At 39.0% G+C, this 25,313-nt stretch carries 20 protein-coding genes; 4 read left to right on the top strand and 16 right to left on the bottom strand.

Translation table 11 applies throughout. The annotated features are described in order from the left end of the window. Nucleotides 1–182: 182 nt before the first annotated feature. Genes AC13EX_RS24400 through AC13EX_RS24340 form a run of 13 tightly spaced genes read right to left on the bottom strand, consistent with a single transcriptional unit; the run spans nucleotide 183 to nucleotide 16,359 of the window. Complete coding sequence (locus tag AC13EX_RS24400; RefSeq protein ID WP_482894663.1) at nucleotides 183–2,819, bottom strand: hypothetical protein; 2,637 nt, start codon at nucleotides 2,817–2,819, stop codon at nucleotides 183–185. Nucleotides 2,820–2,830: 11 nt separating this feature from the next. Further along, nucleotides 2,831–5,515 carry a hypothetical protein gene (locus AC13EX_RS24395; RefSeq protein ID WP_482894662.1) on the bottom strand — a complete coding sequence of 895 codons (2,685 nt, stop codon included), beginning with the start codon at nucleotides 5,513–5,515 and terminating at the stop codon, nucleotides 2,831–2,833. Nucleotides 5,516–5,518: 3 nt separating this feature from the next. Beyond that, entirely contained in the window at nucleotides 5,519–8,704 is a 3,186-nt protein-coding gene (locus AC13EX_RS24390) for a hypothetical protein (protein WP_482894661.1), read from the bottom strand. 5 nt (nucleotides 8,705–8,709) lie between these two features. Further along, nucleotides 8,710–9,120 (bottom strand): GPW/gp25 family protein, encoded by a 411-nt coding sequence (locus AC13EX_RS24385; protein ID WP_339712397.1) that lies wholly within the window; start codon nucleotides 9,118–9,120, stop codon nucleotides 8,710–8,712. An 11-nt stretch (nucleotides 9,121–9,131) separates the two neighbouring features. Next, nucleotides 9,132–9,425, bottom strand: a complete 294-nt coding sequence (locus AC13EX_RS24380; RefSeq protein WP_048643966.1) for a PAAR domain-containing protein — start codon at nucleotides 9,423–9,425, stop codon at nucleotides 9,132–9,134. A 7-nt stretch (nucleotides 9,426–9,432) separates the two neighbouring features. Beyond that, nucleotides 9,433–11,154 (bottom strand): type VI secretion system tip protein VgrG, encoded by a 1,722-nt coding sequence (vgrG, locus tag AC13EX_RS24375; protein ID WP_482894660.1) that lies wholly within the window; start codon nucleotides 11,152–11,154, stop codon nucleotides 9,433–9,435. Nucleotides 11,155–11,165: 11 nt separating this feature from the next. Further along, nucleotides 11,166–11,858, bottom strand: coding sequence for a CIS tube protein (locus AC13EX_RS24370; RefSeq protein ID WP_482894659.1), 693 nt, complete (start codon nucleotides 11,856–11,858; stop codon nucleotides 11,166–11,168). A gap of 5 nt (nucleotides 11,859–11,863) precedes the next feature. Beyond that, a complete protein-coding gene (locus AC13EX_RS24365; protein ID WP_339712390.1) occupies nucleotides 11,864–12,013 on the bottom strand; it encodes a DUF5908 family protein in 150 nt (49 codons plus the stop codon). Continuing rightward, nucleotides 12,013–12,453 carry a phage tail protein gene (locus tag AC13EX_RS24360; protein WP_048643969.1) on the bottom strand — a complete coding sequence of 147 codons (441 nt, stop codon included), beginning with the start codon at nucleotides 12,451–12,453 and terminating at the stop codon, nucleotides 12,013–12,015. The genes AC13EX_RS24365 and AC13EX_RS24360 overlap by 1 nt, the downstream gene beginning before the upstream one ends. A gap of 2 nt (nucleotides 12,454–12,455) precedes the next feature. Continuing rightward, nucleotides 12,456–12,884 carry a phage tail protein gene (locus AC13EX_RS24355; protein WP_020891016.1) on the bottom strand — a complete coding sequence of 143 codons (429 nt, stop codon included), beginning with the start codon at nucleotides 12,882–12,884 and terminating at the stop codon, nucleotides 12,456–12,458. Nucleotides 12,885–12,917: 33 nt separating this feature from the next. Then, on the bottom strand, nucleotides 12,918–14,891 hold the full coding sequence (locus tag AC13EX_RS24350) for a phage tail sheath family protein (protein WP_339712379.1): 1,974 nt from the start codon (nucleotides 14,889–14,891) through the stop codon (nucleotides 12,918–12,920). 11 nt (nucleotides 14,892–14,902) lie between these two features. Next, nucleotides 14,903–15,760: a hypothetical protein gene (locus AC13EX_RS24345; RefSeq protein WP_482894658.1), complete on the bottom strand. Its 858-nt coding sequence runs from the start codon at nucleotides 15,758–15,760 to the stop codon at nucleotides 14,903–14,905. Nucleotides 15,761–15,762: 2 nt separating this feature from the next. Further along, the gene (locus tag AC13EX_RS24340; RefSeq protein ID WP_048643972.1) at nucleotides 15,763–16,359 is read right to left on the bottom strand and encodes a Pvc16 family protein; all 597 of its coding nucleotides are present in this window, start codon (nucleotides 16,357–16,359) and stop codon (nucleotides 15,763–15,765) included. Between the two features lie 766 nt (nucleotides 16,360–17,125). Between AC13EX_RS24340 and kefF the strand changes: the two genes are divergently transcribed. The 4 genes from kefF (at nucleotide 17,126) to AC13EX_RS24320 (ending at nucleotide 22,169) form a co-directional block, all read left to right on the top strand. Further along, nucleotides 17,126–17,710 carry a glutathione-regulated potassium-efflux system oxidoreductase KefF gene (kefF, locus tag AC13EX_RS24335; RefSeq protein WP_339712370.1) on the top strand — a complete coding sequence of 195 codons (585 nt, stop codon included), beginning with the start codon at nucleotides 17,126–17,128 and terminating at the stop codon, nucleotides 17,708–17,710. Between the two features lie 4 nt (nucleotides 17,711–17,714). Continuing rightward, nucleotides 17,715–19,592, top strand: a complete 1,878-nt coding sequence (locus tag AC13EX_RS24330) for a monovalent cation:proton antiporter-2 (CPA2) family protein (RefSeq protein WP_482894657.1) — start codon at nucleotides 17,715–17,717, stop codon at nucleotides 19,590–19,592. Between the two features lie 583 nt (nucleotides 19,593–20,175). Beyond that, on the top strand, nucleotides 20,176–21,336 hold the full coding sequence (locus AC13EX_RS24325) for an exo-beta-N-acetylmuramidase NamZ family protein (RefSeq protein WP_482894656.1): 1,161 nt from the start codon (nucleotides 20,176–20,178) through the stop codon (nucleotides 21,334–21,336). 125 nt (nucleotides 21,337–21,461) lie between these two features. Next, the gene (locus tag AC13EX_RS24320) at nucleotides 21,462–22,169 is read left to right on the top strand and encodes an SIMPL domain-containing protein (protein ID WP_048643975.1); all 708 of its coding nucleotides are present in this window, start codon (nucleotides 21,462–21,464) and stop codon (nucleotides 22,167–22,169) included. On the opposite strand, the gene AC13EX_RS24315 is transcribed toward AC13EX_RS24320, so the two are convergent. The 3 genes from AC13EX_RS24315 to AC13EX_RS24305 all read right to left on the bottom strand — a co-directional run bounded on the left by AC13EX_RS24315 (nucleotide 22,166) and on the right by AC13EX_RS24305 (nucleotide 25,282). Then, nucleotides 22,166–23,836, bottom strand: coding sequence for a DUF6909 family protein (locus tag AC13EX_RS24315; RefSeq protein ID WP_339717825.1), 1,671 nt, complete (start codon nucleotides 23,834–23,836; stop codon nucleotides 22,166–22,168). The genes AC13EX_RS24320 and AC13EX_RS24315 overlap by 4 nt on opposite strands. Before the next feature lie 128 nt (nucleotides 23,837–23,964). Further along, entirely contained in the window at nucleotides 23,965–24,222 is a 258-nt protein-coding gene (locus tag AC13EX_RS24310) for a DUF3253 domain-containing protein (protein ID WP_482894655.1), read from the bottom strand. A 1-nt stretch (nucleotide 24,223) separates the two neighbouring features. After that, nucleotides 24,224–25,282: a PA0069 family radical SAM protein gene (locus tag AC13EX_RS24305; protein ID WP_482894654.1), complete on the bottom strand. Its 1,059-nt coding sequence runs from the start codon at nucleotides 25,280–25,282 to the stop codon at nucleotides 24,224–24,226. Nucleotides 25,283–25,313 lie beyond the last annotated feature (31 nt).

Raw genomic sequence — 25,313 nt, 5'->3', positions numbered from 1 at the left:
ATGAAAGAGGAAGCAAGCAATTAAGTCAAAACGTCTTGAAGTTGCGTTCGTTACGTGTTGTTTACATCACTATTGAGTCGCTTATACTACTAGATCAGAGATTAAAGCAAGTGAAATTGGACAGAAGCCCCATAAGGACCAATCATCATCCGGAATTTGTATGATTGGTCCTTTTCCATGTCTTATAGTTGCAGTTTTTCTATAGAATCTATCCCTCTCGGCTGACCTCTTTTTGCTGGCACTTCGATATAAATATCAGCCTTTTCGGTAAATGGTTCCAAGGTTCTAGTCATTTCTCCCCTGTCAATTTCCCTATCCAAAACCACCACCAATGATGCTTTGCTTGCTTGGTCTTTACCATGAAGTGTGCTTCTTAATCGGAGAAATCTAAAGATCAAATCATTCGTGTCCGTAGCGTTTTTATAATCATTTATCATTTCAATACTTGCCCAGCTACCATTCACCCAATCTCCCGTTAAATAAAGTTTGTGCCCAATTTTAGAACTTGCCAAGGCTGACTGAACACTACGAATAATTCTTTGAACAGAACCAGGAAGATCACTAACTTTTTCAGGAATTCTTGGTTTAAAGTTGCCTATAAACCTTGAATCGGCTTTTAAATCTTCTATCAAATCGTTCCATTGCTTCCATTTACCTTTAAATTCTCCATAATCATCATCCTTATCCACAGGAGCAAATTCACTTTGCAATTGTAAATAGGTAGCCTCTCTGTATTTCCTAAGCTCTTCACAACGAATAGCCTCAAGCCTAAAGGTTTTGTCAGATTTCACCATTCCATCTTGAGTATAAGTATAAGATGGCTTGTTGATACTTATGGTGTTGTCTGAAAAACTAATGCTAAACTCATCATCATAAGGCCGGGTAATAACGAATCGCTTGTGAGATTCATCATAATCGAAGACCAATCCCTTAGGGAAACGCTCGTTTAATGCTTCAGTGATGGCATGCATCCGCCTATTATAGATTTCCTCAAAAGGTATTTCAAGCGTGACGGTCCCATTAATAATTTTTTGACCATTAATGGTATAATTGTTAATCGCCAATCGGTAACTTTTTGGCTGAACCCCAGACCTTCTTACCGAACCTTTGATACTTCTTGAAAGGTTATTAAGGTATTTTAAAGAACTGATCCAAGGGTAGCTGCAACTAGCAACCTTTACATGACTGGAACAAATAAGTCCCGTCTCGTCAACCACTCTATAGGAAAGGGAAAGGTCAGCTAAAACCTTGTTATCGTAGCTAAGTAAAATATAGGTTCCAGATTTAGGTACACCTCCAAGGCTCGAACAAGAAGGATGTTCCTTTAAGAGTTTTTTCAACTCCTTCTGATTGGATGCCAAATCAAAATGATACGCTTTAAACTCCAAGCCAAACTGACTAATCATTGAATTTATTGACTGGAAAGTGCTCTCTCCATCTGTTAGCAAATGTCCTCCTATGAGATAACTGTCATGCCCATCATATTCCAGCAATAATGGATTATTCCCCATCGAATAGTGAAAACTAATGCTTGGGCTGCCACCGTTCCATTCGGACAATAATTCTTCACTTTTTGAATAATAGAAAGGTATTGAAGGAAAATGCGAATTGTGCTGTTTTTTCCCATTCGGAATAATCCTCAAACCTTCTTCTGTTTGAATTTTATAGGAGGTTAATATAAAATACATTTTCCTAAAAAGGTCATGAATTTTATTTTTAGCTTGATCATAATCACCTAAGGCAGGAGATCTATAAAATTCGTGGCGAGAACCCGTATTTACCAACTTCCCGAGCAAAAGATGTTTTGGAAAAGAGGTAATGGCTGGGTTAGGCCAGTAGTCAAGCTCATTCAAGGCATCTATTAAAGCATTAAAAGTATTGATCAAATCTCGGGCAAGGAGGTAACGATACTGCTGAAAATTATACTCCTCTTCTTCCTGATTAAAAATTTTGTCGATCAATTCACTAAAACCATCTACCAAGCTTTGAAAATTTTCATCTTGATCGAATATAGATCCGAAGCCTTCTACTATCTGTTCTAAACCTTTAGACATTTCGTCCAAAGTATTGCCATTTTTGATCGCTGCAATATATAAATTATCAATCTGCTCAAATGAGGTGGAGTTTTGTGGAGTATGAACCACCTTCATCAATTGAAGTTTTGACAGTTCTTTTAAAGCCGCTGTAGTTTTAGTTTTTTGACGTAAAACGTTATCAAGGTCTACTAAATTTTGGATGGAAGCATCATCTAGCATTAAGAAACGCAATCTGGCAATTTGCTCAATACCTTGGTTGTCACAATTGATATCTCCACATATATCCTCTCGCTTAGGATAGCATTCCAAATAAGCCAAAAAGTTTTTATTGTCCCAATTGGCTAATTCAGATAATGGCTTTGCATCAGGGTCTCCCTCATTGCAAAGCTCCCACAGCTCTACTTGTTCTTCATCTATATAGAAATAGGGAGAATATCTTGCATTTTCATCAATAAACAGCCTGAAATGCGTGAAGGTTAACTCCTCAATAGAAATATTTTTCTCTTTGGGTTGTTCTTCTGACAAGGCTTTGTGCAAAATAATCAGGTCTCCATCTGTAGTGATTCCAACCCCTTGTTTTACCACAAATTGGTCTCCTCCTTCTGCCCCTCTTTTGGAAATGCTAAGGCCATGTACGATACCCACTCCTGTCAGTGCTATTCGACTTAACCTGTCCTGATCTTCGAAATAGGCAATCGTTTCATTTAGCTGCGTATGGGTAAGCACCTGATCAGCCTTATAGTTTCGGTATTGGTAGATTACGGAACTTAGTTTATTTGACATGGCCTACTGGATTAAATGGTTCCTAAATTTGATCTTCCTAATATGATGGTATCTCTCATTGCATTGCTTTCATCCTCATCCTCACAGTTGTATAAGGTACCAGTAGGATAAATCGAGTGCAATTCGGATAATATTTTTATAAATTGTTCATGGTATTGATAATCTCCCACTGTTAATCCCGAGAGGAAATTGGCATAAGCCTCCTCAAAAAGACTCATTTGGTCCTCTTCTTCAAGATCACCAGTATTGGCCCTACCTATCCAACAAATCTTGGCTAAAATATGGGCCGGCATTTCTTCTCTGATTAAGTTTTCTAGAAAATCTCGGAAATCTCTATCGGCAAACCTGAATGAGTTGCCCGGAAGTACAATCGTCACTCTAAAAGAATACGGATCTATACAATTCCCTTCGGCACAGTCATCCTTGCAAAATGGCAGGAAATGCTGATTGGAAAGCTCTGCTTCATTGAAATCTGGTCGCAAGAGGATGTTTTCAACAACAAACATTCCTTCATCATCCATTTTCTCATCCATAAAGGATTTGAAACTCAATAGTGCATTTTTAAAATTTGGGAAAGTAAAATACTTCTGCTGACTGGCAATCAGGTAATCAGGGCTTTCTGGATCTTTTATATCCAAATTAAACACACCAAAGGAGAACCTTCCTGTTGGAGAAATACTTACTTTAAAACAGTCAAAATCAAAACCTACTTCAGGCACTTCTCCGAATTGGTTCAGAGTCTCTTCTATGGTTTCATTGGAAACAGCCTTGACTTGCTGGATAACCAAGTAAATGTCCTTGTGCGCAGCAGTTCTCCCTTTATAGGATTTTATGGACTGTAAAAGGACATTTTTATCTTGATCATATATTCTCCATTTAAAAACTGCCTCACCCTCGGCATTGGTACTTGGGTAAATCTCTACAAATGAACGAGATAAGTTTTTTCTGAAATAATCTTTAATCCCAACCAATAAAGCAACTCGCTTTTCAAATCCAGAAGTATTCTCCGTATTCCAAAGATTTTTCAAAGGCTGCTTGTAATAGTTCATCGCGGTTGAACGCTCAGCACTTATTTTTCCATATTCCTCCAAAAAAAAGGATTTGGTTTTCAGCACTTGTTCATCAACACCTGATCCATAGATTTTTTTCATCAAAAATGCATAATCAGAAAATTTCTCTGCAAACCTTGCCAAAAGGTGGTCTTTCAACTTTTGACTCCTTTTATTTCGCTCATCAAATGGAGCCATGAGGTCCTCGTAAAGGGACCCGTCATCATAGAAACTTCCTAAAAATTCACCATGATCACCTATATCCGTTACGGTTTCTGTAAAATAAGACCTTTCATGTGTACTAAAGACTGATAACAGGTTTTTAACTTCAGTAAGGTGCTTAAAATAGCTCACCAAAATTTGATCGAAAAAAGTCAAATAAGCTTTTAATTGATCTGCTTTCTTTTCACGATCTACTCCTTTGGCACTTTCCGGAATACCCAAAGGCCCAACTCCATAAACCTCCGGAAAATCATGCCTTATACTTGAATACTCTCCTAAGGGATATAGATGAGGTACAGGAAGAGGAAATCCTTTTTCCTTTATTTCATATTGTTCTACTTGATTTTGAGTAACAATAGCATTTTTATGAGCGGCTACAGTTTTCTGATTTACATTTAGTGGCAACAATCCCTTGAAAAAGTTAAACTTGCTTTTATCACACAAAACAGGCTTTTTCCCTTCGGGAACTGCAATAACCCATCCACCCCCTGATGAGCCTTCCTCGCAATGATTGATACTTAAATCCCTTATGGCTTCAACACCATCAATATCCATTATCAATTGGATGATGTCTGATTGGCTTATTTTATCACGTAATTTTGCATTCCTTAATTCATCCGGATCCAAATACCCATGTTTCAAATAGGGGCCCTCCAAAATCTCTTCGGTTGTATACCCTTTATCAAGCATGTTCTCAAAAGAGTAAAAATGGATATTGGGAGAGAAATATTGTTCAATTTCCCATTCAATTTTTGCTGCTATTAACTCTTCATCAGCATCAGGACTCAAGTCCATTATTGCACAAACTTGAACGGGATGGCTTTCAACAGGAATTACTTCTACTACATCCTCACACAAATTTCTATTTTGATGATAAGCCGAAAGAACTTTCTTCTTGATTTGGGCAAAGGGAATATCATCGCTTGCATCTATTAAAATCTTATGAAGACCTTTCAGTTCAAATGACTTTTTGTCTTTCTCTGGTAAACCTTCCCAAATCGCAGGATCATAAGCCATTTTAAGGTTCTTACAATCCATATAAATTTGCTTAGAATAGGTTTCTATCCAGCTATTTTTAACTCCTTCGATATCCATCAGTAACATCCGATAGTCTAGACCTGTGAGTGCTTTACAGGGCAAGACATCACTTGCCATATGGAAATGCTTTTTAAGGTAATTGGCTTTATCATTTCCCAATAGGAGATCCTCGATTGGCAAGGAAAGCCTATACCCCAAATCAGTTATTGCATAAGCCAGAATTTCTAAAATAGTAACTCCGGGATCATGGGCATTGTAATCCGTCCAAATTTTATTCCCGATTCTCTGTATAACTTTTATTCCTTCATCTTTAAGAAATTGAAAGTCTAAATCATCACTTGTATGAACCTCCTTTGAAATCGGGCGATATGTTTTTTGATTCATCATCTATCAAGTAATAACTGGTGCGTACAGTGAGACATCATGAGACTTGGCTGAAACCAGAATGTGTTTAGGACTGCTTGGTAAAATATTATTCCCCATCTCAGTGCCATTCCTAAATATCCGAGGTTCCTGAATAAAGTCTACATAACCCAATTTCTCGAAAAAATAAACAAGACTACTCTTATTGAAATGATTATTAAAATCTATAGCAAGGTTATCACCAGAAGTCCATGGTGAAAGGTAACTAATGATGTCAGCATCTAACTTATTCATATAGAAAGACTTATCCAACCTTGGGTAAAACGTTACTTGAACGTTAATTCTAATTTCCTCATACAGAGGATTAACCGCTTTTATTTTAACCTGAGGTGCTGATTTCTCCTCAAGAAAACTAGTTATTTCATTTAGTTTGGCCGCACTGAAGGTTGGCTGATAGATATCGTAGACATTTTTATTTAAGGTGTCAGGTATTACCAAAACCATAACATGCCCTGGAGACAAAAATGATTCAGAACAGGTATGGTTGAGGCATTTAACCTTATACACTTCAGGGAATTCTTGTAGCACCAGGTGTTCAATATCCCAAAGAGAAACACTCCTGTTTTTGTGTCTCAGTCTTTCACTTGCTCTTATATAATAATTCTTATCTTGCTCAGGTGCTTTACCGCCAAAGGAATTGAAAGGTTGAAAAACCCCCTTAATCCCTGCTTTTCTTTCAATCATTTTAGCAATACTTTCAGCAGGCAATCCATCTTTCAAATGGCTTAAATCATTGCCATTATCGCTCAAGACTACCTTAATGGCTTGGGAAAAAATGCCCAGAACACGGCTTGTCGCATTGTATGTTTTACCTGAACTTACCCTTAACCAAACCAAATCACTTTCAAATCTATGGTGAAGATTGAAAACTTCTTCTGGTAAGGAAAATACGATTATCCCTGATTTGAGTAAGTTGTCGGTTTGGTCTGAAATAATATTTTCCCTTCCCAGGTCTTTCCAATAATTGCTTACCAAGACAGACCATTTCAACCCATCAGTTTCTTCAGTTTGGGAAGGATTTTCACTTCCTTCCAACACCTGAATTAACAAAGACAACTGCTCCAAAGGAGCTAGGCCTGAAATCCCAATGAATAATTCCCCGACCTTTTCAGGATAAGGAATGGCATAGATTTCATTGTCTAGGGTATGTGCTATTCCAATTTTATTTGCCTTGTTTTCTTCGTACCAGCCAAAATCATCCCTCACAAAAAATTTCAAACTCGGATCAGGTGTAGCGGTCCAGTCAAAGGATTCTTCTGTTTCGTAATCTATATTTAAGGTTTCCAATAATGGCGTATAGGGTTCATTTGGAATAGGCGTTTCTGGTTGGTCACTAGACATGGCCAAAGCATACAATCTGGGGTATAATTCAGATAGAAAAGATTGGAGCAGTGTAATTTTAATCCCCTCATTTATATCCAAATATTTTTTACCAGCACCTGGCAAAACGTCAAATGTTTTCTTAAACCCATCCCCATTAATTTCAAACAGCACCTCTTCTGAAATTTTAGTTGTCCATCCTTGACCGTCGTTCAATGAGAGGCTTGCTTTAAAGTGATTGTTGTTCTTGACAATCAAATTATCGGGATCGGGATTTACTGTAATTTTATTGGTCAACAAAGGCTCCCTAAAACCAGTAGGCTGCAATAAAAAGGATTTTATAGGCTGCGTCACACCCGGACCTGGCACAAAATGTTGGGAAAAATAATTGCCTCTGCTCAGGTATTGACTTCCCAAATCTCGATAACCATAATACCAATCTTTAAAATCTGTAGGGGTATTGGACCACTTACCCCGAATTGTCACTTTTGTTGGCTTTTTCTTTTTCCATTCGGGGTATTTTATATAAAAACTACTGCCTTTTTTAGGGATACTTCCAAAAGGTTGGAATGGCTTTTCTGGGTTAAGAATACCCAAATCGGACTCTACAATGGGGGTACTGATATTGCTATGAATGGACCGAATAGTCAGCTTTTGAAGTGCTGTTTCCCCAAGCCCTTTGATCCACTGAAATGCTTTCTGAGAATTACAGGATATGTCAAACCAAATTAAAGGAGCTCCCTCACCTTTGCTGTCCCCATGAATTTTTTCTTGTTGATCCACGATTGCTGCCTGTGACTTGTCAACAAAAAGAACAATAGTGAGTCGATTGCCTTCCACTTTACTTTGAAAGTCACTCTTAACCTGATGGTCAAAAGGTGAAATCTCCACCCAGCCTTTCTCACCACTGTATCGGGCGGTAAACAGTTGATGAACATCAGCGGCTGTACCAGAAAAAGGTAAGTTTTTCTTAAAGGTAAATTCAAAGCTGAAATATTTGTCCGATGCTGCCGTAGCCCACAATGAAGGAAGGGAAATACCAAAACCAAAACTGGCATTTTGCAAGGGAGGAAAAGTAGCCGTTGATAATGAATGTCCAAAGGGCCACCATCCTTGGTTTTCCTCCTTAAAAGGTTCCCCCATCCCATCTGAAGAATTGGCAACCAGGCTTACTTTAATTTTTCTTTGAATGGGATCCGTATACCTGTTCTTAATATGACTTACCTGTGCAAAATTTGGCGAGAACTCATTTTCTAAAATGTACGTCCGCTTTTTCCCCAAGACATCTACTCCACCATCAAATGAGGTCCCTTTGTTTAATAAAGGTTTAGGTCCTTTTCCACTCTCAATAATCAGAAAAGCTTCGTCGGGAACAGCAGGTTGCTTTGAAAAACCCAAGACATCACCATAATAAAAATCCAAATGCCTTTTGGTAATATTATTTAGTCTCCCTCGAGAATTTTCCAGAAGTTGTAAAAAAGCCACAAGAAGCGTAAGCTGAGGCTTTAAGGTACCTTCTTTGGAAAAATTCTCCAGCTTTGTAAGGATAGATTGCTTTAAGTGATCATAAGCAGGTGTCCCTTTTTGAGGTAAATCCTCAACGGCCAAAAGCTCCTCAAAAAAAAGCTGCCAGTTATCCAAAGTTACCTTTGAAGTGTTCGCAGGAAAAAAGGGGATATATTTCGCAAAATTATTAGCAAAAAGCAGCCAGTCTCCAAGCTCCAACTCCATCAACTCAAGGTTGCTAGGGTCAAGTCCCGGGTTTATTCTCATGGCTTGGGAAGTACCTTTCCTCCACAATACCTTCAAAATATTTAAATTATCTGGCTGCATAAATATTAAATCGATGTTCCTTCATTAATATAGTAAGGGTAAACCATATTCATTCTTGAGTTGGTACTTCTGACCAAATAGCTCAACTTTATCAATACTTTACCCGCAATTAATCCTTCTTCTTCTATTTCGATTTTTTCTACTTCAATCCTTGGTTCATGGTACAAAATGGCGGTACGAATTAATTCTGAGATATAGGTTATGGTTGTTCGGTTTAAATTTTCGAATTGCAATTCATCCAGCTGACATCCATACTTGGGTTGCATTACCCTTTCACCTAATCTGGTAGACAGCAGAATCCACAAGCTTTCTTGGATATCTACCAATCCTGATCGCATCTCCACCATTCCTGAATCCTTGTCAAAGGTTGGTGGAAAGCTCCAACCTTTACCTAGAAAATCTAATTCTTCTTCCATAACTGTATTTTTTAACCAATTAGAACAGTAGCCAATCCAGCCACAATAGATCCACCATGCGTGGTACTATCACCCATCCTGGCAGCTGGCATTCCTCCGATAAATACAGTAGAAGACCCTGCTACAATTGAATCAGGAGGGCCGGCACATGTGGCCATATCTCCCACTCTTGCTGCGGGCATCCCACCAATTAATACAGTGGCCTCCCCGGGTGGTAAAATTGGCCCTCCTACATGAGGTGCCCCTCCGGGATTTACCATAGGACAAACATGCATGTCTGTGATTCTTGCTGCTGGCATTCCCATTATTGTATCAATTTATTTGTATTAAAGATCCTTTTATTGTCGTCGAACCACTGCTTGACAATGTAGCTCCAGCACTTCCTTCTGCTTTGAGTTCTGCCTGAGATTTAATATTAATATTGGTTCCTTCAAGGTTTATGTCCCCGCTACTTTTTATATTCAAATCTGCCGAACTATCCATCACAATACCATCTCCATCCATGGTAATCGTATTGCCATGATCATCCGAAATCGTGATCGACTCTCCATCATCATCCATCACAATCTTCTTTCCTGCAGGAGTCTCAATTTCTAATTTACTCAACTCGTCGTCAATCAATACCTTTATTCCCGATCTTGAAACATACCCCTTCAGGTGATTATCATCTGAAAGTTCCAAAGGGCTGGGATGGCTACTACTAGGCAACATGCCCAATACCACTGCCTGATTGGGATCCTCATTAATAAACCCTACAATCACCTCATCATCAATTTCGGGTCTAAATACAAAACCCCGTTCACTTCCTGCATCCAATGAGCTCAACCTACACCATATCCCTTGTTCTTCAGGATTGATAACCGGTAATTTCACCATTATTCTGTCTTCTCCATCTGGATCACCTTCCAATTGAGACACCACACCAACTTGTAAACCTCTTATAGCAGCCAAAAGGCCGGATGAAGGTTGGGTATGTATGCTGAACTGATCCGTAAACCATTCTGGATCTAAACCGAATTGCACATCAAGCGTCCAATTGCCATCTGCAATCTGATGCATGACAGCAGAGACATATGCATCTCCCGAGAACCTATCACCTACCCCTTCCAGAGTAATAACTTGACCAGGTACAGGTTCAGAATTTCCTTGAATTTTTACCCTTCCTCTGGTTTTAGATAGTTGTTGAAACATCAATTTACTGTCTGCCCAGTCCTGCAAAAGCACGTCGGGTATCTTCCCTCCATTTTTAAGCTCAATAGGATCAAGGTTCATCAAATTGGCCAATTCGTCCGTAGATAAGTTTCCATTAAGACTAAAACCAGATTGTTTGGCATCTACTTTAATTATTTCCTGATCGGTCGGATTCCAACCAAATGAAGAAACCCCTGGAACCTGATTCCGGCCATCCATTTCGGCGTCAAATTCAAATATGCTTTCTCCAAACTTCACAGTCTGTACACTTCCTTGTTCTGGATCTGGCTTAGACACATGTACCTTACCATTTTCCACATTCACAACCATTCCATTGGCCTGTGCTCTAGTTACCAGGAAATCCCAATCAGTACATTGGTATTGTACCAACTCAGGATGAGTAAAATTGGTGGGCACTAAATCTGCCTCTAGCCCATTTCTGGTAATAAGCTCTTCCAACACGTCATTGTCTTTGGACTCATAGAAATAGCCCGATTTACGGCTATTGGCCATTTTAAAAGCCTTGTCCTTACAGTCTATCATTATTACAGAACTTCCATCCCTGATCTTTAATTGATGATTTACTATAATCCCTTTAAATATGGTGGCTGTTTCTGATCGATAACCCGCCAAAATTTCAACTTCATTTCCAGGCATTAGTGTTTGTTCATTACTAACTGGAAAATCACCTGTGGCTGCATCCCCATCTATTATTGTGATTTTTGCATAGGGTATTCTATTTAGCTCACGCTGAACAGTAACATTCATTACCTGAATTTTGTCAGGGAGTGCAGTGCCTGACACTAATATTTCTAAAGTGACAATATCACCTGTATCTATCATTTTTTCTAATTTTACGCCGACCCTTGTTTTGCTATGGGAGGGAAATATATAGCTTGTCCTGGCTTTAGGTTTCTGAAATTAATTAGCTTATTCACCCTGGCCACCTCTAAATAATACTTGGGGTCGCCATAGATTCTTTGCGTCATTAAGGGTAAATTATCTCCGGCCTTCACTATTCTGTAATGCGTTAAATCCGGAGAACTTCTGTTTTCTTTTGCAGCCCTTAAATCATCCTCTACAAAACCTTTGAATTTAGCCTTTGCTACAGCACGGAGAGGTGTACCATCTGGTCTAAACAACTTAAACTCCACAGTCATTTCTACCAAACTGCCTTTAAAAAGAAGGCTTCCCCAGGAGATCATCACATAATTGGGCTTATGCTGCTCCCCGTTATAGTTTAGAATTACTTTTTTAAAATGCTCGATATCATCAATAACCCCATCTTCAGTACTTCCTTTACCCTCAACAATTCCTGTCCTGTCAAATAAGAAGTCTAAATCGAGTTCTTCAGGAAGTTTTTTATTGAATTTGGTAGGAGCAGCACTCGTTCCGGGTGCCTGATCCTCATTTTGTTCAATTTTATATTGATAAGCGTATTTCTCAGGGTTAAGCAAAGTCGAAAACTCCCCATCAGCCACCTTTTCACTGAATTCAGGATCACTATAAGCGACAAGCTTCAGTTTCTCTAATTTTCCTTCGCTCATGACAATTACCTTTCTTTTTTAAGCTTAAGTATTTCCATAACCTGTTCTACACACTGAGCAACAACCTTTTCTTTGTCAATGCCTGCTCCTTGTTTCGCCTTTCCTGCCTCTTCGACATGAAATTTGATATGCATTTCCTTTATATTTATTGCCATTAATTAATCCTTGTAAAATATTGATAAGAAAATTCCATAGATTCTATTGCCAGCTTGCTTTCCATGGCGTTAAAAGAATCAATCGTCATTTTAACGGGGAAGGCATTTACCACATTCCATGTGATTAAAGGCTCATGTTCTTCATTCAATAAATCGATTGTAATGGATCTTGTTTCAAAATTGAAGTTTTCCATGGCTTCTTTAAACCAATCAGTTAACCCAGTTGAACCTGCAAGCCCTCTTTTTAAAATCAGGTTAGAATATTTGGTTTTCACAGGCAATTTATGCTTAAACCTGTTTTCTCCACCTTCAGCATATTCTTCAGTATCCATGCTTACATCCAAGCCTGATATCGATTGAAAATAATAGTCTTCCGTATCGTCCAATCCTGAAATGGAAACTTTAAAATGGAAACTTGCATAGGGGTAAACATCTTCCATTTTTAATCATTTTGAATACTAAGACCTTCATGGACCAATTCCATGGTTTGAATGGCCACTTCATTGCCATCCGCCTTCAAGTCTGTAGATTGAATTTTGGTAGGCCAGGCATTTTTTACTTTCCAGGTAACTACTGGTTCATGCTCTTCATTCAACAATTTAATGGTGATGTCCCTTCTTTCAATCTGATTTAGACTAACCGTATTCCACCATTCATAAAACTCATTGTCGCCAGCAAAAGTCCCGCTTTTCAGGGTAATATTGCTGAATTTTTGCATGCCTGGCATTTTGATTTTACTGTATTCGGGACTGGCCCCATGCCTGTATTCTATAACTTCCGTTTCCACATCAAGACCAGAAACTTCTGTAAAACCTATTATAGTTCCACCCCAATCAACTGAGAAATGAAACTTGGATAATGGATAACTCATGATTTTTTACATTTAAAGGGTTAAAACAAATAATCAGGATTCCTGCATTTTGTGAGAGAATTTAAGAATGATAAATTCAGCCGGCCTTACAACCGCCATGCCTATCTCAACATTCATTTTTCCTTCCAAAATATCCATTGCTGTCATGGTTTGTCCTAAACCAACACGGACGTAGAAAGCATGCTCAGGCTTGGCTCCTGCCAATGCACCAGCTCTCCATTGGAGAATAAGGAAATTTTCTATCATTGCCCGTACTTTCACCCATGTGTTAGCATCATTGGCGTCAAAAACAAATTGCTGGGTAGCATTTTTAACGGATTCTTCCACCATATTGAAAAACCTCCTAACGGATATAAAACGCCATTCATTGTCATTCCCAGCTAATGTTCTGGCTCCCCATATCAAGGTTCCTTTTCCGGTAAAAGACCGGATTGCATTAATGGATTTTCCGGCAATGGTATCTACATTCAACCTATCCTGCATGTCATTTGTGATCTTCACAGTAGGCTTGACAACATAGTTTAAGGATATATTTGCCGGTGCTTTCCATACACCAATATTTGAATCCACTTTGGCATAGATACCCGCTACAAGAGATGAAGGAGGCAGAACTACCTTGACCCTGTTAATTTCAGCTTTTATCTTATTGTAGGTAGCACTATCTATGGCTTCTACATCACTTAAGGCAAATCCATTGAGCACCCCTTCAGATTCCATATCCAATTCTTCAATATCCAACATCGCATCCAATATGGCTGGGTCGATTAAATCCAATACAGACTGAAGTAAAACATTAATATCCGTATTTGTCAAAGCAGTATTGGCATCCACTGAAGCTTGTTTCACAGCATCTCCGGTGATGTCTCCATTCAATATATCAAGGTGACCTTGAAGCGCGGCAATAAATGTGGGGACATCTCCACCTTCTTCTAGTTCATCATTCAATGCATTGGCGGCTTCGGTTGCAGCTGTAGCAAGCGTCTCGTTTTGCTCTTCAGCCATGGCAGCCACATTATTGGTATCTTCTACGATTTCAGCCATTAAGCCTACAAATTCATTCAAGGCATCGATAATGGCATTCAATGGGTCAACCACAGTGCCCTTATTCGTTACAGCTTCTTCATCTGTACCACCTTGGATAGCCGTATCTGCTCCTGACAAAGCGGACACTTCAGTAGGCAAGTCTGTAATGATACTTTCGGCCTCAACCAGAATATCATCCACTTCCTCTAGTATATCAGAAACAGGTGATGCATCTGTAATTAAATGAGTAACTTCTGTTTGTTCTGGGTCATAGCTGTAGTTCAGAATCGTTTCCAGGTAAGGAAAGTAAACCGCCCCATATTTCTTTTCTTCCAAATCAGAGGTTATTAATTCCCTAACGCCGGATTCCAAAGAAATCTCCGTTTCCATATTATTTGTATAGGTATCGATGATCGTAAACCTATCTCTCATTTTTCTACACAGTGCAAGTGCATTGTTGTAGATGGAGTAAAACTCAGCCGCTTCAGGAAGTGCTGTAGCATCTGGGAATAATATCAAGGTGGGCTCATCTTCTTTTTCCAACTCCTGCAAGCCTGTGTTTAATGCTGCCATCGTTACAGGAGTAACTGGGTCAGCGTCATCATATATACCTACCGAAATCACATAACAAGGCCCCCCACCATTTGCAAAATAAGCCTGTAAGGAATAAAACATTAAAAATGGAGACTTGTCTTCAGGATCAGGGGCTTCCACTAAGATCGCTTTTTCTCCAGCTTCCTCTGTTACCTGAACTTTGAGTCCAGTTTCAGGATCTGGCCCGCCAAAAAAGGTTTCATATTCTAGTAATGAAACGATTCGTTTGGGTTCGAGAAATAATGTTTCGCTTGTATCCGCTTCATTTTCTCTGGCCTTTTCTGTGTAGCCTATAAAAGCCGGAATTGCGGTTTCTACTTGGGCTACGGATGGAGGAAATTTTGATATTTCCTCAATGTATACACCTGGGGTTCTATAATTTGCTGCCATGGTTCAACCTGTTAAATATAAATTTCTGAATAATAATTGTTTGCCTCTATCTTGATACGCTCAACACTAGGGTTGGGAAATTGTAATTCACTCAAATCATCATTGGGCTCATCAAAATCTGAATCCGATAGGATCTGAACGAAACCGTTTTTGGTCAGTGGTTTGGGAGAGTTGGTCGTTACACTTGTATTATTCGCAATCTGGTGGTAGGTCCAAAAAGTACTTCTATTATTAAAATGAAGCTTAAAAACCGTGGGATTTAACTTTAGTGTACCATTTACATTGTTAACGTTAAGATTGCCATTTTCTCCCTGCATTCTAATAAGTAATAATCCTTTGGCTTGAGCCCCTGCCCTTTGGCTGAGCGGATCAGCAAAGTAAGAATCAATGCTTTCACTTGGCACAAGAAAATCATCAGTAAATAACCTGTCTTCACTTTCCAAGGGCAATAAATCGAAGTCTATCCCCTCAAAATGTGTTGGAACAAAGTTTGAAAGCAGCATTTTTTCCTCAGAAAGTGGATTGATAGCCGTATAATTCTCAAAATACGGGTCTTTATAATTTATAAGAAATGCCAATACCAAATCTTGGTCTAAAGGAATAAAACTTTCCTGAATATTCTGATCTGATACCCTAGTAAAAACAACCAAGCCTTCATTTGAATATTTAATCAGCAATTGAAATCGTTTTAGGATTTTATCGGTGGCCTTTGTAGGTATTATGTGAAGAAAATCCTGCCAATTGTATTTTCTTAAAGTCAACTGCCTGGCTTTTTCATCCAAGTTTTCATGCTCAATAGCCCCACTATTAAGGTGGTATGAGTGATGCACCTTAAGCGTGAATAGTTTTTTATATTGAGTAGATAACATTGTCAGTTCTTGTGTTTAACATCCGAATGGACACTTTCTATCAATGGCCCTTCACTATGCGTCATGTCCCTTTCCATAGGTAGAAGATTCAGTTGGTACAAGACAGAAGGCAATTGCTTACCACCAAGTGTGCCCCATATAAAATTCATCTCCTCAAAAGTGGGGGTATACAACTCTACGGTGAAATTAAAATTCCCTACATTCTCCATTGCCTCTAATTCTCTATTGAAAACAGTATTGGCTTGGGTAAAACGTTTTTTCCCCTGGAAAAAATTAATTACGGCTGATAGATCAATTAGTGAATTGCTGTATACATTCCTGTTTGCAGAAAAAAGGAGAAAAAGGTGAAGGTTAATTACCCTATTCCTGTACTGCACCTTATTGTCATTGACATAATGGTTTGAAAAATTCTTTAATGTTCCTTCTTCATGAAGGTTTACAAGTGTCAATACCATTTTGTCCCTCATCCCATCAGCGGCCTCAGCCGCTCCTTCAGCTAGGGCGATATTATCTATCACCAATTCGGAGTTTTCCAGCCCCACTTCCTCAAAATAATGGTTAATCTGCTCTTTTAATATTTGAAAAACTTCAAAAATCATAGGTCAGTTATACAGAAATTAAACATCAAAATAATAGGCATAGCAGCATATGCACCTGATCATAATCAAATAATATTGACTTAAAAGTAGTAATCAAGGTCCGGGAAAAATGATAAGTAAACCTATTTGAAGTTCGCTTATTACAGTTGGTTATCTCAAGACCTAAATTGTGAACTCTTTTTCAATTTGGGTGAAATTTATAATATTTCCAAACCTTTTAATGTAAAAATTTGATTTAAAAAATAAGTTTAATCACAACTAAAAGTATTGATTTGATTATAGACAAGTATAATAGGATTAAACCAATTAATTGCAATGCATTCACCATTGAATAGGGAAGTATATAAAAACATAATAACTTGGAAAACTACTACTTCGTAATAAAATTGACAAGTTTTGGATTAAACTAAAAATAGTAATGAAAAACATTTGCAATGTCCTTTTCTATAATCCTGACAAACATTTGTGAATTCCCCAACCCCAAAAATTCATGCCTATAATTGCCCCATTTTTATATACGAAAAAGCTCAACTCCTAATAGCGTGAAATAAACTAGCCAGGGGTGGCCAACTCATGAAATAAACAATGTTTACACCGAGATTTTGAGGGGTATGGTTATCACTTTTCTGCAACAATGCTTACAAAAAACCACCCGCATAAGCATGAACCCAAATGAAAGGCAGACCAATAATTTGGAAACTTTCACAAAATACTCTTTATTAAACAGCCAAAAAAATGGTTATTTGCCAAGCATATAGATAATGAAATGAAAAATATACTGGTCCTGATGGCCCACCCTAAATTGGAGCATTCAAAGGTGATTGCCAGATTAATGGCTTCCATTAATGGTCTGGAAAATGTCGAAATTACAGATCTTTACGAGCGCTATCCAGATTTTAATATTGATGTGCAACACGAGCAGGAAATGCTTATCAGTGCAGACATTGTGATATTGATGCACCCCCTATATTGGTATTCTGCACCTCCTTTGATGAAACAATGGATAGACCTGGTTCTGGAATACAACTGGGCCTATGGACACAAAGGCATTTACCTCAAAGGCAAGTACCTTTTCAATGCGATCAGCACGGGTGGTTCCATAGACGCTTACAGTACAAAAGGTCATCATGGTTTCCCCATAAAGGAATTCTTACTTCCCTTTAAACAAACAGCAAGGTTGTGTAATATGGTCTACCTACCCCCTTTCCATATTGCCGGCACCCATAATATTACATCAAAGAAGTTGCAGCAGGAGATCAATGACTTTAAAGCACTTATCTTACACCTGCGAGACAATCCTAATTATTATAAATTGGAACAGCTTCCTTTTTTAAATGATTTCAAGCAATAGCACTATGGAAAATGGGTTTTTATTTCAGGCAATCATCTACCTTTCAGCGGCTGTTATTTGCGTTCCCTTGGCAAAGAAAGTTGGAATGGGTTCCGTATTGGGCTATTTATTGGCAGGTATTGTAATTGGCCCTTACCTTATGGGTTTTATAGGTGAAGAAGGTGAGGACATCATGCATTTTGCAGAATTTGGAGTAGTCATGATGCTCTTCCTTATCGGTCTGGAATTGGAACCTTCCAAACTTTGGAAAATGCGACAGATGATCACTAAGGTTGGCCTTTCTCAGGTATTGGTAACCACCTTGATCTTCTTCGGAATACTCTATTTAACGGGTATAGGCTGGCGCCAATCTTTGGCCATAAGTACTTCTCTTGCCCTTTCCTCTACAGCCATCACCTTACAATCGCTCAAAGAAAAAAATCAAATGAATACGGCAGCAGGAAGAAATTCATTTGCTGTGTTACTGATGCAAGACATTGCCGTCATACCCATTTTGGCCATTTTGCCACTGATAGCCCTTGCTGCCACTTCTGAAGCTGATGTTGGCCATATGAGTCCCATTGCTCAATTCCCTGGCTGGTTACAAACATTACTGGTTTTTGGGGCAGTGATCCTGGTGGTGATATTGGGAAGGTACGTAATGGTACCCATGCTCAGTCTGGTAGCAAAGACCAGGTTGAGAGAGCTCTTTGTTGGGGGTGCACTATTGGTTGTACTGGGAATAGCCTTTTTAATGGAAATGGTGGGTTTAAGTCCGGCTTTAGGTACCTTCCTGGGCGGTGTGATATTGGCCAACTCTCAGTTCAAGCACGAACTGGAAAGTGATCTAGAACCCTTTAAAGGCTTACTATTGGGATTGTTTTTTATTGCGGTGGGCGCTTCTATTAATTTTGGCCTAATCAGTGAGAATGCATTGATGGTATTTGCCATCACCCTATCCGTGTTGTTAATAAAAAGCCTAGTCCTTTTTGGCATAGGTAAAGTGAATAAAATCAGCCTTGATCAAAACCTCATTTTTGCCCTGGGCCTAAGTCAGGTAGGTGAATTTGCCTTTGTTACTTTTTCATTTGCTACAGAACTACATATACTGAATGAAAAAACAACAGAAATACTCATGGCTGTGACGGCTTTAAGCATGACTTTCACCCCATTGCTTATGCTTTTCAATGAAAGGCTGCTACTAGCTAATATAGGCACTAAAAACAAAGAAGAGAAGCCCCATGATGAGATGGAAGAAACCAATAAGGTGATTCTTGCAGGATTTTCCCATTATGGCAGTACCGTGGGTAGATTTTTGAGGGCCAATGGCATCAAAGCCACCATATTGGATAGCGACTCTGATCGGGTGGAACTACTGCGGGAAATGGGCTTTGAGGTTTATTATGGAGATGTAACCAGAGCAGATCTGCTGGAGATGGCGGGAGCTAGGGAAGCTAGCATTTTGATTTCAGCAATCAGGGATCCGGACACCAATTACCGTTTGATAAGCATGGTTCAGAAGCACTTCCCGCACCTGGAACTTATGGTAAGGGCACAAAATCGAATGGATGCTTTCGAGTTTATGGAAATGAAAGTGCCCCATATTTACAGGCAAAACCTTGACAGTGCGGTGAGGATGGGCAAAGATGTATTGATCAAACTTGGCTTTAGGGCGCATACTGTACACCGACTTGCACAGAATTTTATCAAATACGATGAAGAAGGATTAACGGAATTGGCGAAGGTAAAAGATGACAAAAAAGCCTATATCAAATCAGTAAAAAAAGCCATAGAAATGCAGGAAAACTTACTTTCCTTTGAACTAAATCGACGCTTCAGCCTCAACGACCACGCCTGGGACTCAGAAACAATTAAAGAAGGAGAGGAAAAGAACAAGGAATAGCGTGGCTTCGAATAGCCCAGCAACCGGTATGGGCTGGTTTATGTTTAGCGAAGGGTAACTTAAACCTAAAATGAAGAAAGTTTTCAACTTTTTAAAAAAGCACTCTGAATCTGCAACGGTTTGTAGAATTGATTTCTCGCTAAGGCGCTAAGACGCAAAGGGGTTTGGTTACTTATTTGGAATGCCTATACCTTTAAATTGTTATTATAGATGCTCATTTTACTTGGAGGAAAAAAAATTCTTTGCGACTCCGCGGCTCTGCGTGCAACGGTTTGTAGGATTGATTTCTCGCTAAGACGCAAAGGGGGTTGATTGCTTTTTTTTGAATACCTATGCCTTTAACCAGTTAGTTAAGGATTTTAGCTATTTGTCTTGAACTAAGGACAAAATATTGTCCTTTGCGACTTTGCGGCTCTGCGTGAAACCGTTTGTAGATTTGTTTTTCTCGCTAAGGCGCTAAATACCTAAGGGGGTTAGAGTATTTATTTTGTGTTTTACTTATTATATTCATGCAAATATTCTACTTATGGCCTCCTTTATAAAATACTTTTGTTTTTGCATATGCATGCTTTCTATACCATTAATGGCTGCGCAAGCTCAAAGTTTAAGTAATAACAATCAAATCATCACTGGTGCTGATCGAACAGAGGAATACCTTCCCTATTTGAAAGGTAAAAGAATAGCCATTATGGCTAACCCTACTAGCATAATCGGGGAAAAGCACCTGGTAGACAGCCTTCAATCTCTAGGGGTGGAGATTGTCAAGGTGTTTGGTCCGGAACATGGCTTTCGTGGCAATGTGGGTGCAGGCGTGCATGTGAAGGATGAAATAGACAGTAAAACAGGTATTCCCATTGTTTCGCTTTACGGAGCCAAAAGAAAACCTTCCAAAGAAGATTTGGAAAACGTGGATCTTTTGATTTATGATTTACAGGATGTTGGCTGCCGCTTCTATACCAATATCAATGCGTTGGTACGCCTTATGGAAGCCTGTCATGAGAATAACCTGGAATTGCTAATTTTGGACAGACCAAATCCCAATGGCTACCTTATCGATGGCCCAGTTTTGGACATGAAATACAAATCAGGAATAGGCCAATTCCCGATTCCTATGTCTCATGGATTGACAGTTGCAGAATTTGCTATGATGGCCAATGGTGAGGGATGGCTGGAAGACAAGGTGCAGTGCAAATTGAAAATTATCCCGGTAGCCAATTACACGCATGATATGCCTTATACCCTCCCCGTCTCTCCTTCTCCCAATTTAAACACCCAACAGGCCGTTCTTCTATACCCTTCTACCTGCATGTTTGAAGGCACCTATGTCAATCATGGCCGGGGCACCTATTTCCCATTCACTGTCTTTGGAAGTCCTGCTTATAAAGGTATTTACTCCTTTTCATACACCCCAAAAAGCATAAAAGGAATGTCTACCAGCCCTTTATTTATGGATCAGGTATGTTATGGCCTTGACCTGAGGAATTACGATACGGATTTACTGAGAAAATCCAGACAAATAAATTTAAAGTGGATCAAGGAGCTTTACAAAAATAGCCCGGAGAAAGAAAAGTTTTTTGATGGAAGTCTAAGCAAACAAATGAACAATATCGAAATACAGATAGGTTCTGGATTGTTCAGGCAGCAAATCATCGACGGTGTTCCAGAAAGTGAAATTCGAGCAAGCTGGGAACCGGGCTTGAGTAACTATAAATTGATGAGGAAAAAATACCTGCTTTACCCTTGATGGGAAATAACTATTAATGATTTTATCAAGGTGGCATTGAAATTGAAGTACGATTTGATATAAAAACACAGCTGTACAAGTTTCGGCATTTGTGGAAATAAGAAATAGTTAAAAACGTAAGGAATATGAAGTTTGATTGGTTGAAAACCCTGGTTTTTAGTGCAGCAGTAATCGTTGCAGGATTTTTCATAGGTAACATGCACAAAATTGGCAAGCAATACGATCGGACAGTGCAAGTAAAAGGCTTGTCGGAACGAGAGGTAGATGCGGACCTGGCGGTTTGGCCCATTAATATTTCACTAACAGCCAATGACCTGAATGTACTGAGTGGTGATATAGAAAGACAAAATAAAGAGGTCTACAACTTTTTTATTGGCCAAGGCTTCAGTGAAGATGAATTGACCAAAGGAAGCACCAATATCAGTGATGTTCGGGCAGATCGCTACAATACCAATGCTCAGTACAGTGAGTTTCGATACTTGGCCAAGTCTGAATTCACCGTTAGGACCAAGGACCTTGGTAAACTTCAGAAAGCACTTTCAGAATCACTCACACTCATGTCAAAGGGCATCTTATTAGAATCGAAAAACACCTGGAGACCCATTGAATATATATTCACAGGCTTGAATGAGCTAAAACCCTCCATGATTGAAGAAGCAACAAAAAATGCACGCGAAGTAGCAGAAAAATTTGCCCGCGATTCGGATTCTAATGTTGGAGAAATCAGAACGGCAAGGCAAGGCTTATTCACGATTAACGACAGGGATGAAAACACACCCCAAATCAAAACCGTTAGGGTGGTCACCACCATTGACTTTCAATTGGAGGACTAAGCCTCCCCTATTTTCTCTAATATTTTATAAGTAATCAAATAGGCAGGCCTCACCCCATCCGTCCCAAGTGCTCCGGAGGCTAGGGTACTGCCTGTTTCCAAAGGATTGTCAGAAGCATAATAAGCATACATTACTTTAACATTTTTGCGTATGCTGTTTCTAATTTTACTTGCGGATTGAATGGCTTTCTGGTAATGCGCACCTTCCATTTCCAGTCCTGCAGCTTTCCATGAAGATTCCATAAAATAACCCAACACCTCCTTGTTTTGAAGAGATGTTCCTAAAACAGTAATCATTGGCCCGTCATATACTCCCAATCCGTATCCTTCAAAATCAGTGGCATCCAATTCGTTTTTGAAAGGATAATTGTCTGCAGTTCCTTCAAATACATGGGCATTTGGGATCATAATGTCCCCTTTCTTTCCTTCCAAAATCCCCGCTTTCCCCATAATAGAAATGGTGGTAATGTTCAATGGAATTTTTTTATCTCCAAGCTCATATGGTTTTAACAATTCATCCAAACATTCATAAGCCTGCTCACCAAAAGCATAATCCATCACTACCAATACTGGCCGTTTCTTTTTTCCTTCAGGCAGTTTTACTCCAGGAATCAAAAAGTCGGAAACCATCTTGTCTGTATCAATTATCTGAACACCAATATTGGTTCCTGAAGAGTCTGGCACTTGCGTCAATCCATGCTTCAAAGCATAGGCTAAAATCTCCTTTCCTTTACTTCCTTTGCCATTTACACTGATTTTCATGGCCATATCCTCAATGGAATCATAATCCGCCAAATCTAAGGCCTGGTACCCATATATGGTATTGATCACACTGTGAAGGTTAGCACTAATCACATGTATGGGCCTTGCCAACAAATCTTGCTCATCCAATACAGATTTGATCGTATTGGCCCAAGATTCACCATATACGTGATGTCCTACTCTTTCCCTCAGCGTTGCCGAAAAAGATATCTCTCTGTCTCTTTCTTCCAGCATTTCTTCCATTGACAACCTTCCCATATGGTAAATAATAGAAAACAGACTGTTGCTATTTATAGAATTCTCAAATTTCTGAACCGCATTCTTAGTTTCCTCAAAGGTTCTTCCGGTCAGGTGGCTAAGGTAGGAACAAGCAGCTTCCTTATTGTACTCCTCTCCTCTGATCTCCTTCTCCACAACCTCTTTCAATTTTTTCCAGTTGAGATTGATCCTTCCTTTGGGATCTGTGCTGTTCTTACGAATTTTCTCTGACTCTATATATAAGAAAGTAAGGTGAGTAAGTATATCATAAATATCACTCTTCCCTCGAGTCATCTCAACGTACATCTGTTCCTCATCCACACGATAGCAGTTTCTTTTTCTTTTTGAGGGAATTAAGGGAGGAAATCCAGAGTCTTCATAGCCTTCCCTACTGATCAGGCGTATGTACCTGCATTCTTCTATGCCTTGGGGAAGTCGCTCCATAACATATAACAATCCTTCCAATTCAAGTTTTTCTGAATCATTTACCAAACCGTAGATCTCCGGGCTTAAAGTAAGTAAAGCTTCAACCAAAGATTCTCCAGAAACCCCTGTGGGCTTATAATTCCCTCGCATAAAAAGATGACGCATGGTAATGTACAAGCGTTCAATGGCTGCCCTGGATTCTTGTGCTTTAGTTCTTTTCATATTGTTAAGGTTTAAAAATTAGGTAAAATTACAAAATTTTATTCTGTTTAGAGAAAAATAAAAGTTGATTTAACAAAAACACAATTTTATACAATATAAATCTGGGCCGAGAAGATTAGAAAACTTCATTAGGAAATTTTACCCAACTTAATTTTTATTACTCCGTCGGTATTCCCTACCTGAGGCGTTATCCCTTCATTCTCTAAAGTAATAAGCCCCTTTTCATGCAACCAAGCAACCGCCCTATTTTCATCATCCATAAAACTTTCCCAATTACTGGGAAAAATCCATTTAACAACTTCCGTGGGACAGAAAGACATTTCTTTTTTTCGTTTGGCCATTTCCATTGTTGCCAATACTAAGATACCCTTATCGAGATAGTTCATTTTAAAAAATTTTCAATTGTCCATTGCCTTTAAATTGACTGAAGTCGAGGGAAGGCATTTTTGACTCCTTAGGGAGGTATTTCCTAATAGAAAGCTGCACCAAATCCGAAATCGATTTTGCCAACACTCCTTCACCTTTAAGCCTTCTACCCCATTCTGTATCATTGGCTTTGCCACCATGAAATGCTTCTATTTGATGCATTACTTTATCAGTTCTATCAGGAAAATGCTCTTCCATCCAGTTTCTAAATAATTCTTTCACCTGACCATTCAACCTGACTACGGTATACCCCACTTTCCTAGCACCGGCTTCGGCCGCTAATTGGATAATTTGCGGAATAGCTTCAGTATTAATGCCAGGAATAATCGGCGCAACCATAATGCCAGAAGGTATTCTAAGCTCAGAAAATTTACGAATCAATGCAATTTTCTTTTGCGCTACGGCTGTTCTAGGCTCAAGAAGCAACTTCAGTTTATTGTCCAGGTGATTGATGGAAAAATAGACATGCAGCAGATTTTTTTCAGACAGTGCCTTTAAAATATCTGTGTCTCGTTCTATAAGGCTGTTTTTAGTAACCACACTTACAGGATGCTTGTATTCAAGACATGTTTCAAGGATTCTCCGTGTGAGTTTATACTTGCTTTCCGCAGGTTGGTAGCAATCTGTATTCCCTGAAAGCATGATGGTCTGTGGCTGATAATTCTTTTTTTCGAATTGTTTTTTCAGCTGGGTAGGAAGGCCAGTTTTTACCAGAATATTGGTTTCAAAACCTAATCCTGAATCATAACCCCAATTTTGATGTGAGTTTCTTGAGTAACAATAGATACAGCCGTCCTCGCATCCCTGGTAGGGATTTACAGAGTAATTCAGGGGCAAATCAGGACTATCATTGACACTAAGTGCTGATTTTGTGTTGACATTTATAAATTTGGTGGGAGGATTTTCCTCATATTCAGGAAGATCAATTCCTTCTATGTGCTCCTGTACCAGACTGGCTTTTTCATACTTATTACCCGGCTGATGTCCCGTACCTCTTCCCTTAAAATCCGCAGCTTTCATAGGGAGCAATGTATAAAAATAGCAGTAAAAA

The sequence above is a fragment of the Cyclobacterium sp. L-R genome, from assembly GCF_056859355.1.
This window is presented reverse-complemented; position numbering and strand designations above follow the sequence as displayed.

Bases quoted from the DNA above. Each gene is read 5' to 3' on its own strand.
- AC13EX_RS24305 (WP_482894654.1), bottom strand. From the start codon at position 25,282: ATGAAAGCTGCGGATTTTAAGGGAAGAGGTACGGGACATCAGCCGGGT.
- AC13EX_RS24395 (WP_482894662.1), bottom strand. From the start codon at position 5,515: ATGATGAATCAAAAAACATATCGCCCGATTTCAAAGGAGGTTCATACA.
- AC13EX_RS24360 (WP_048643969.1), bottom strand. From the start codon at position 12,453: ATGGAAGATGTTTACCCCTATGCAAGTTTCCATTTTAAAGTTTCCATT.
- AC13EX_RS24380 (WP_048643966.1), bottom strand. From the start codon at position 9,425: ATGGGAATGCCAGCAGCAAGAATCACAGACATGCATGTTTGTCCTATG.
- AC13EX_RS24320 (WP_048643975.1), top strand. From the start codon at position 21,462: ATGAAGTTTGATTGGTTGAAAACCCTGGTTTTTAGTGCAGCAGTAATC.
- AC13EX_RS24315 (WP_339717825.1), bottom strand. From the start codon at position 23,836: ATGAAAAGAACTAAAGCACAAGAATCCAGGGCAGCCATTGAACGCTTG.
- vgrG (WP_482894660.1), bottom strand. From the start codon at position 11,154: ATGATAGATACAGGTGATATTGTCACTTTAGAAATATTAGTGTCAGGC.
- AC13EX_RS24345 (WP_482894658.1), bottom strand. From the start codon at position 15,760: ATGTTATCTACTCAATATAAAAAACTATTCACGCTTAAGGTGCATCAC.
- AC13EX_RS24330 (WP_482894657.1), top strand. From the start codon at position 17,715: ATGGAAAATGGGTTTTTATTTCAGGCAATCATCTACCTTTCAGCGGCT.
- AC13EX_RS24385 (WP_339712397.1), bottom strand. From the start codon at position 9,120: ATGGAAGAAGAATTAGATTTTCTAGGTAAAGGTTGGAGCTTTCCACCA.
- AC13EX_RS24325 (WP_482894656.1), top strand. From the start codon at position 20,176: ATGGCTGCGCAAGCTCAAAGTTTAAGTAATAACAATCAAATCATCACT.
- AC13EX_RS24370 (WP_482894659.1), bottom strand. From the start codon at position 11,858: ATGAGCGAAGGAAAATTAGAGAAACTGAAGCTTGTCGCTTATAGTGAT.
- AC13EX_RS24340 (WP_048643972.1), bottom strand. From the start codon at position 16,359: ATGATTTTTGAAGTTTTTCAAATATTAAAAGAGCAGATTAACCATTAT.
- kefF (WP_339712370.1), top strand. From the start codon at position 17,126: ATGAAAAATATACTGGTCCTGATGGCCCACCCTAAATTGGAGCATTCA.
- AC13EX_RS24310 (WP_482894655.1), bottom strand. From the start codon at position 24,222: ATGAACTATCTCGATAAGGGTATCTTAGTATTGGCAACAATGGAAATG.
- AC13EX_RS24355 (WP_020891016.1), bottom strand. From the start codon at position 12,884: ATGAGTTATCCATTATCCAAGTTTCATTTCTCAGTTGATTGGGGTGGA.
- AC13EX_RS24350 (WP_339712379.1), bottom strand. From the start codon at position 14,891: ATGGCAGCAAATTATAGAACCCCAGGTGTATACATTGAGGAAATATCA.
- AC13EX_RS24390 (WP_482894661.1), bottom strand. From the start codon at position 8,704: ATGCAGCCAGATAATTTAAATATTTTGAAGGTATTGTGGAGGAAAGGT.
- AC13EX_RS24400 (WP_482894663.1), bottom strand. From the start codon at position 2,819: ATGTCAAATAAACTAAGTTCCGTAATCTACCAATACCGAAACTATAAG.
- AC13EX_RS24365 (WP_339712390.1), bottom strand. From the start codon at position 12,013: ATGGCAATAAATATAAAGGAAATGCATATCAAATTTCATGTCGAAGAG.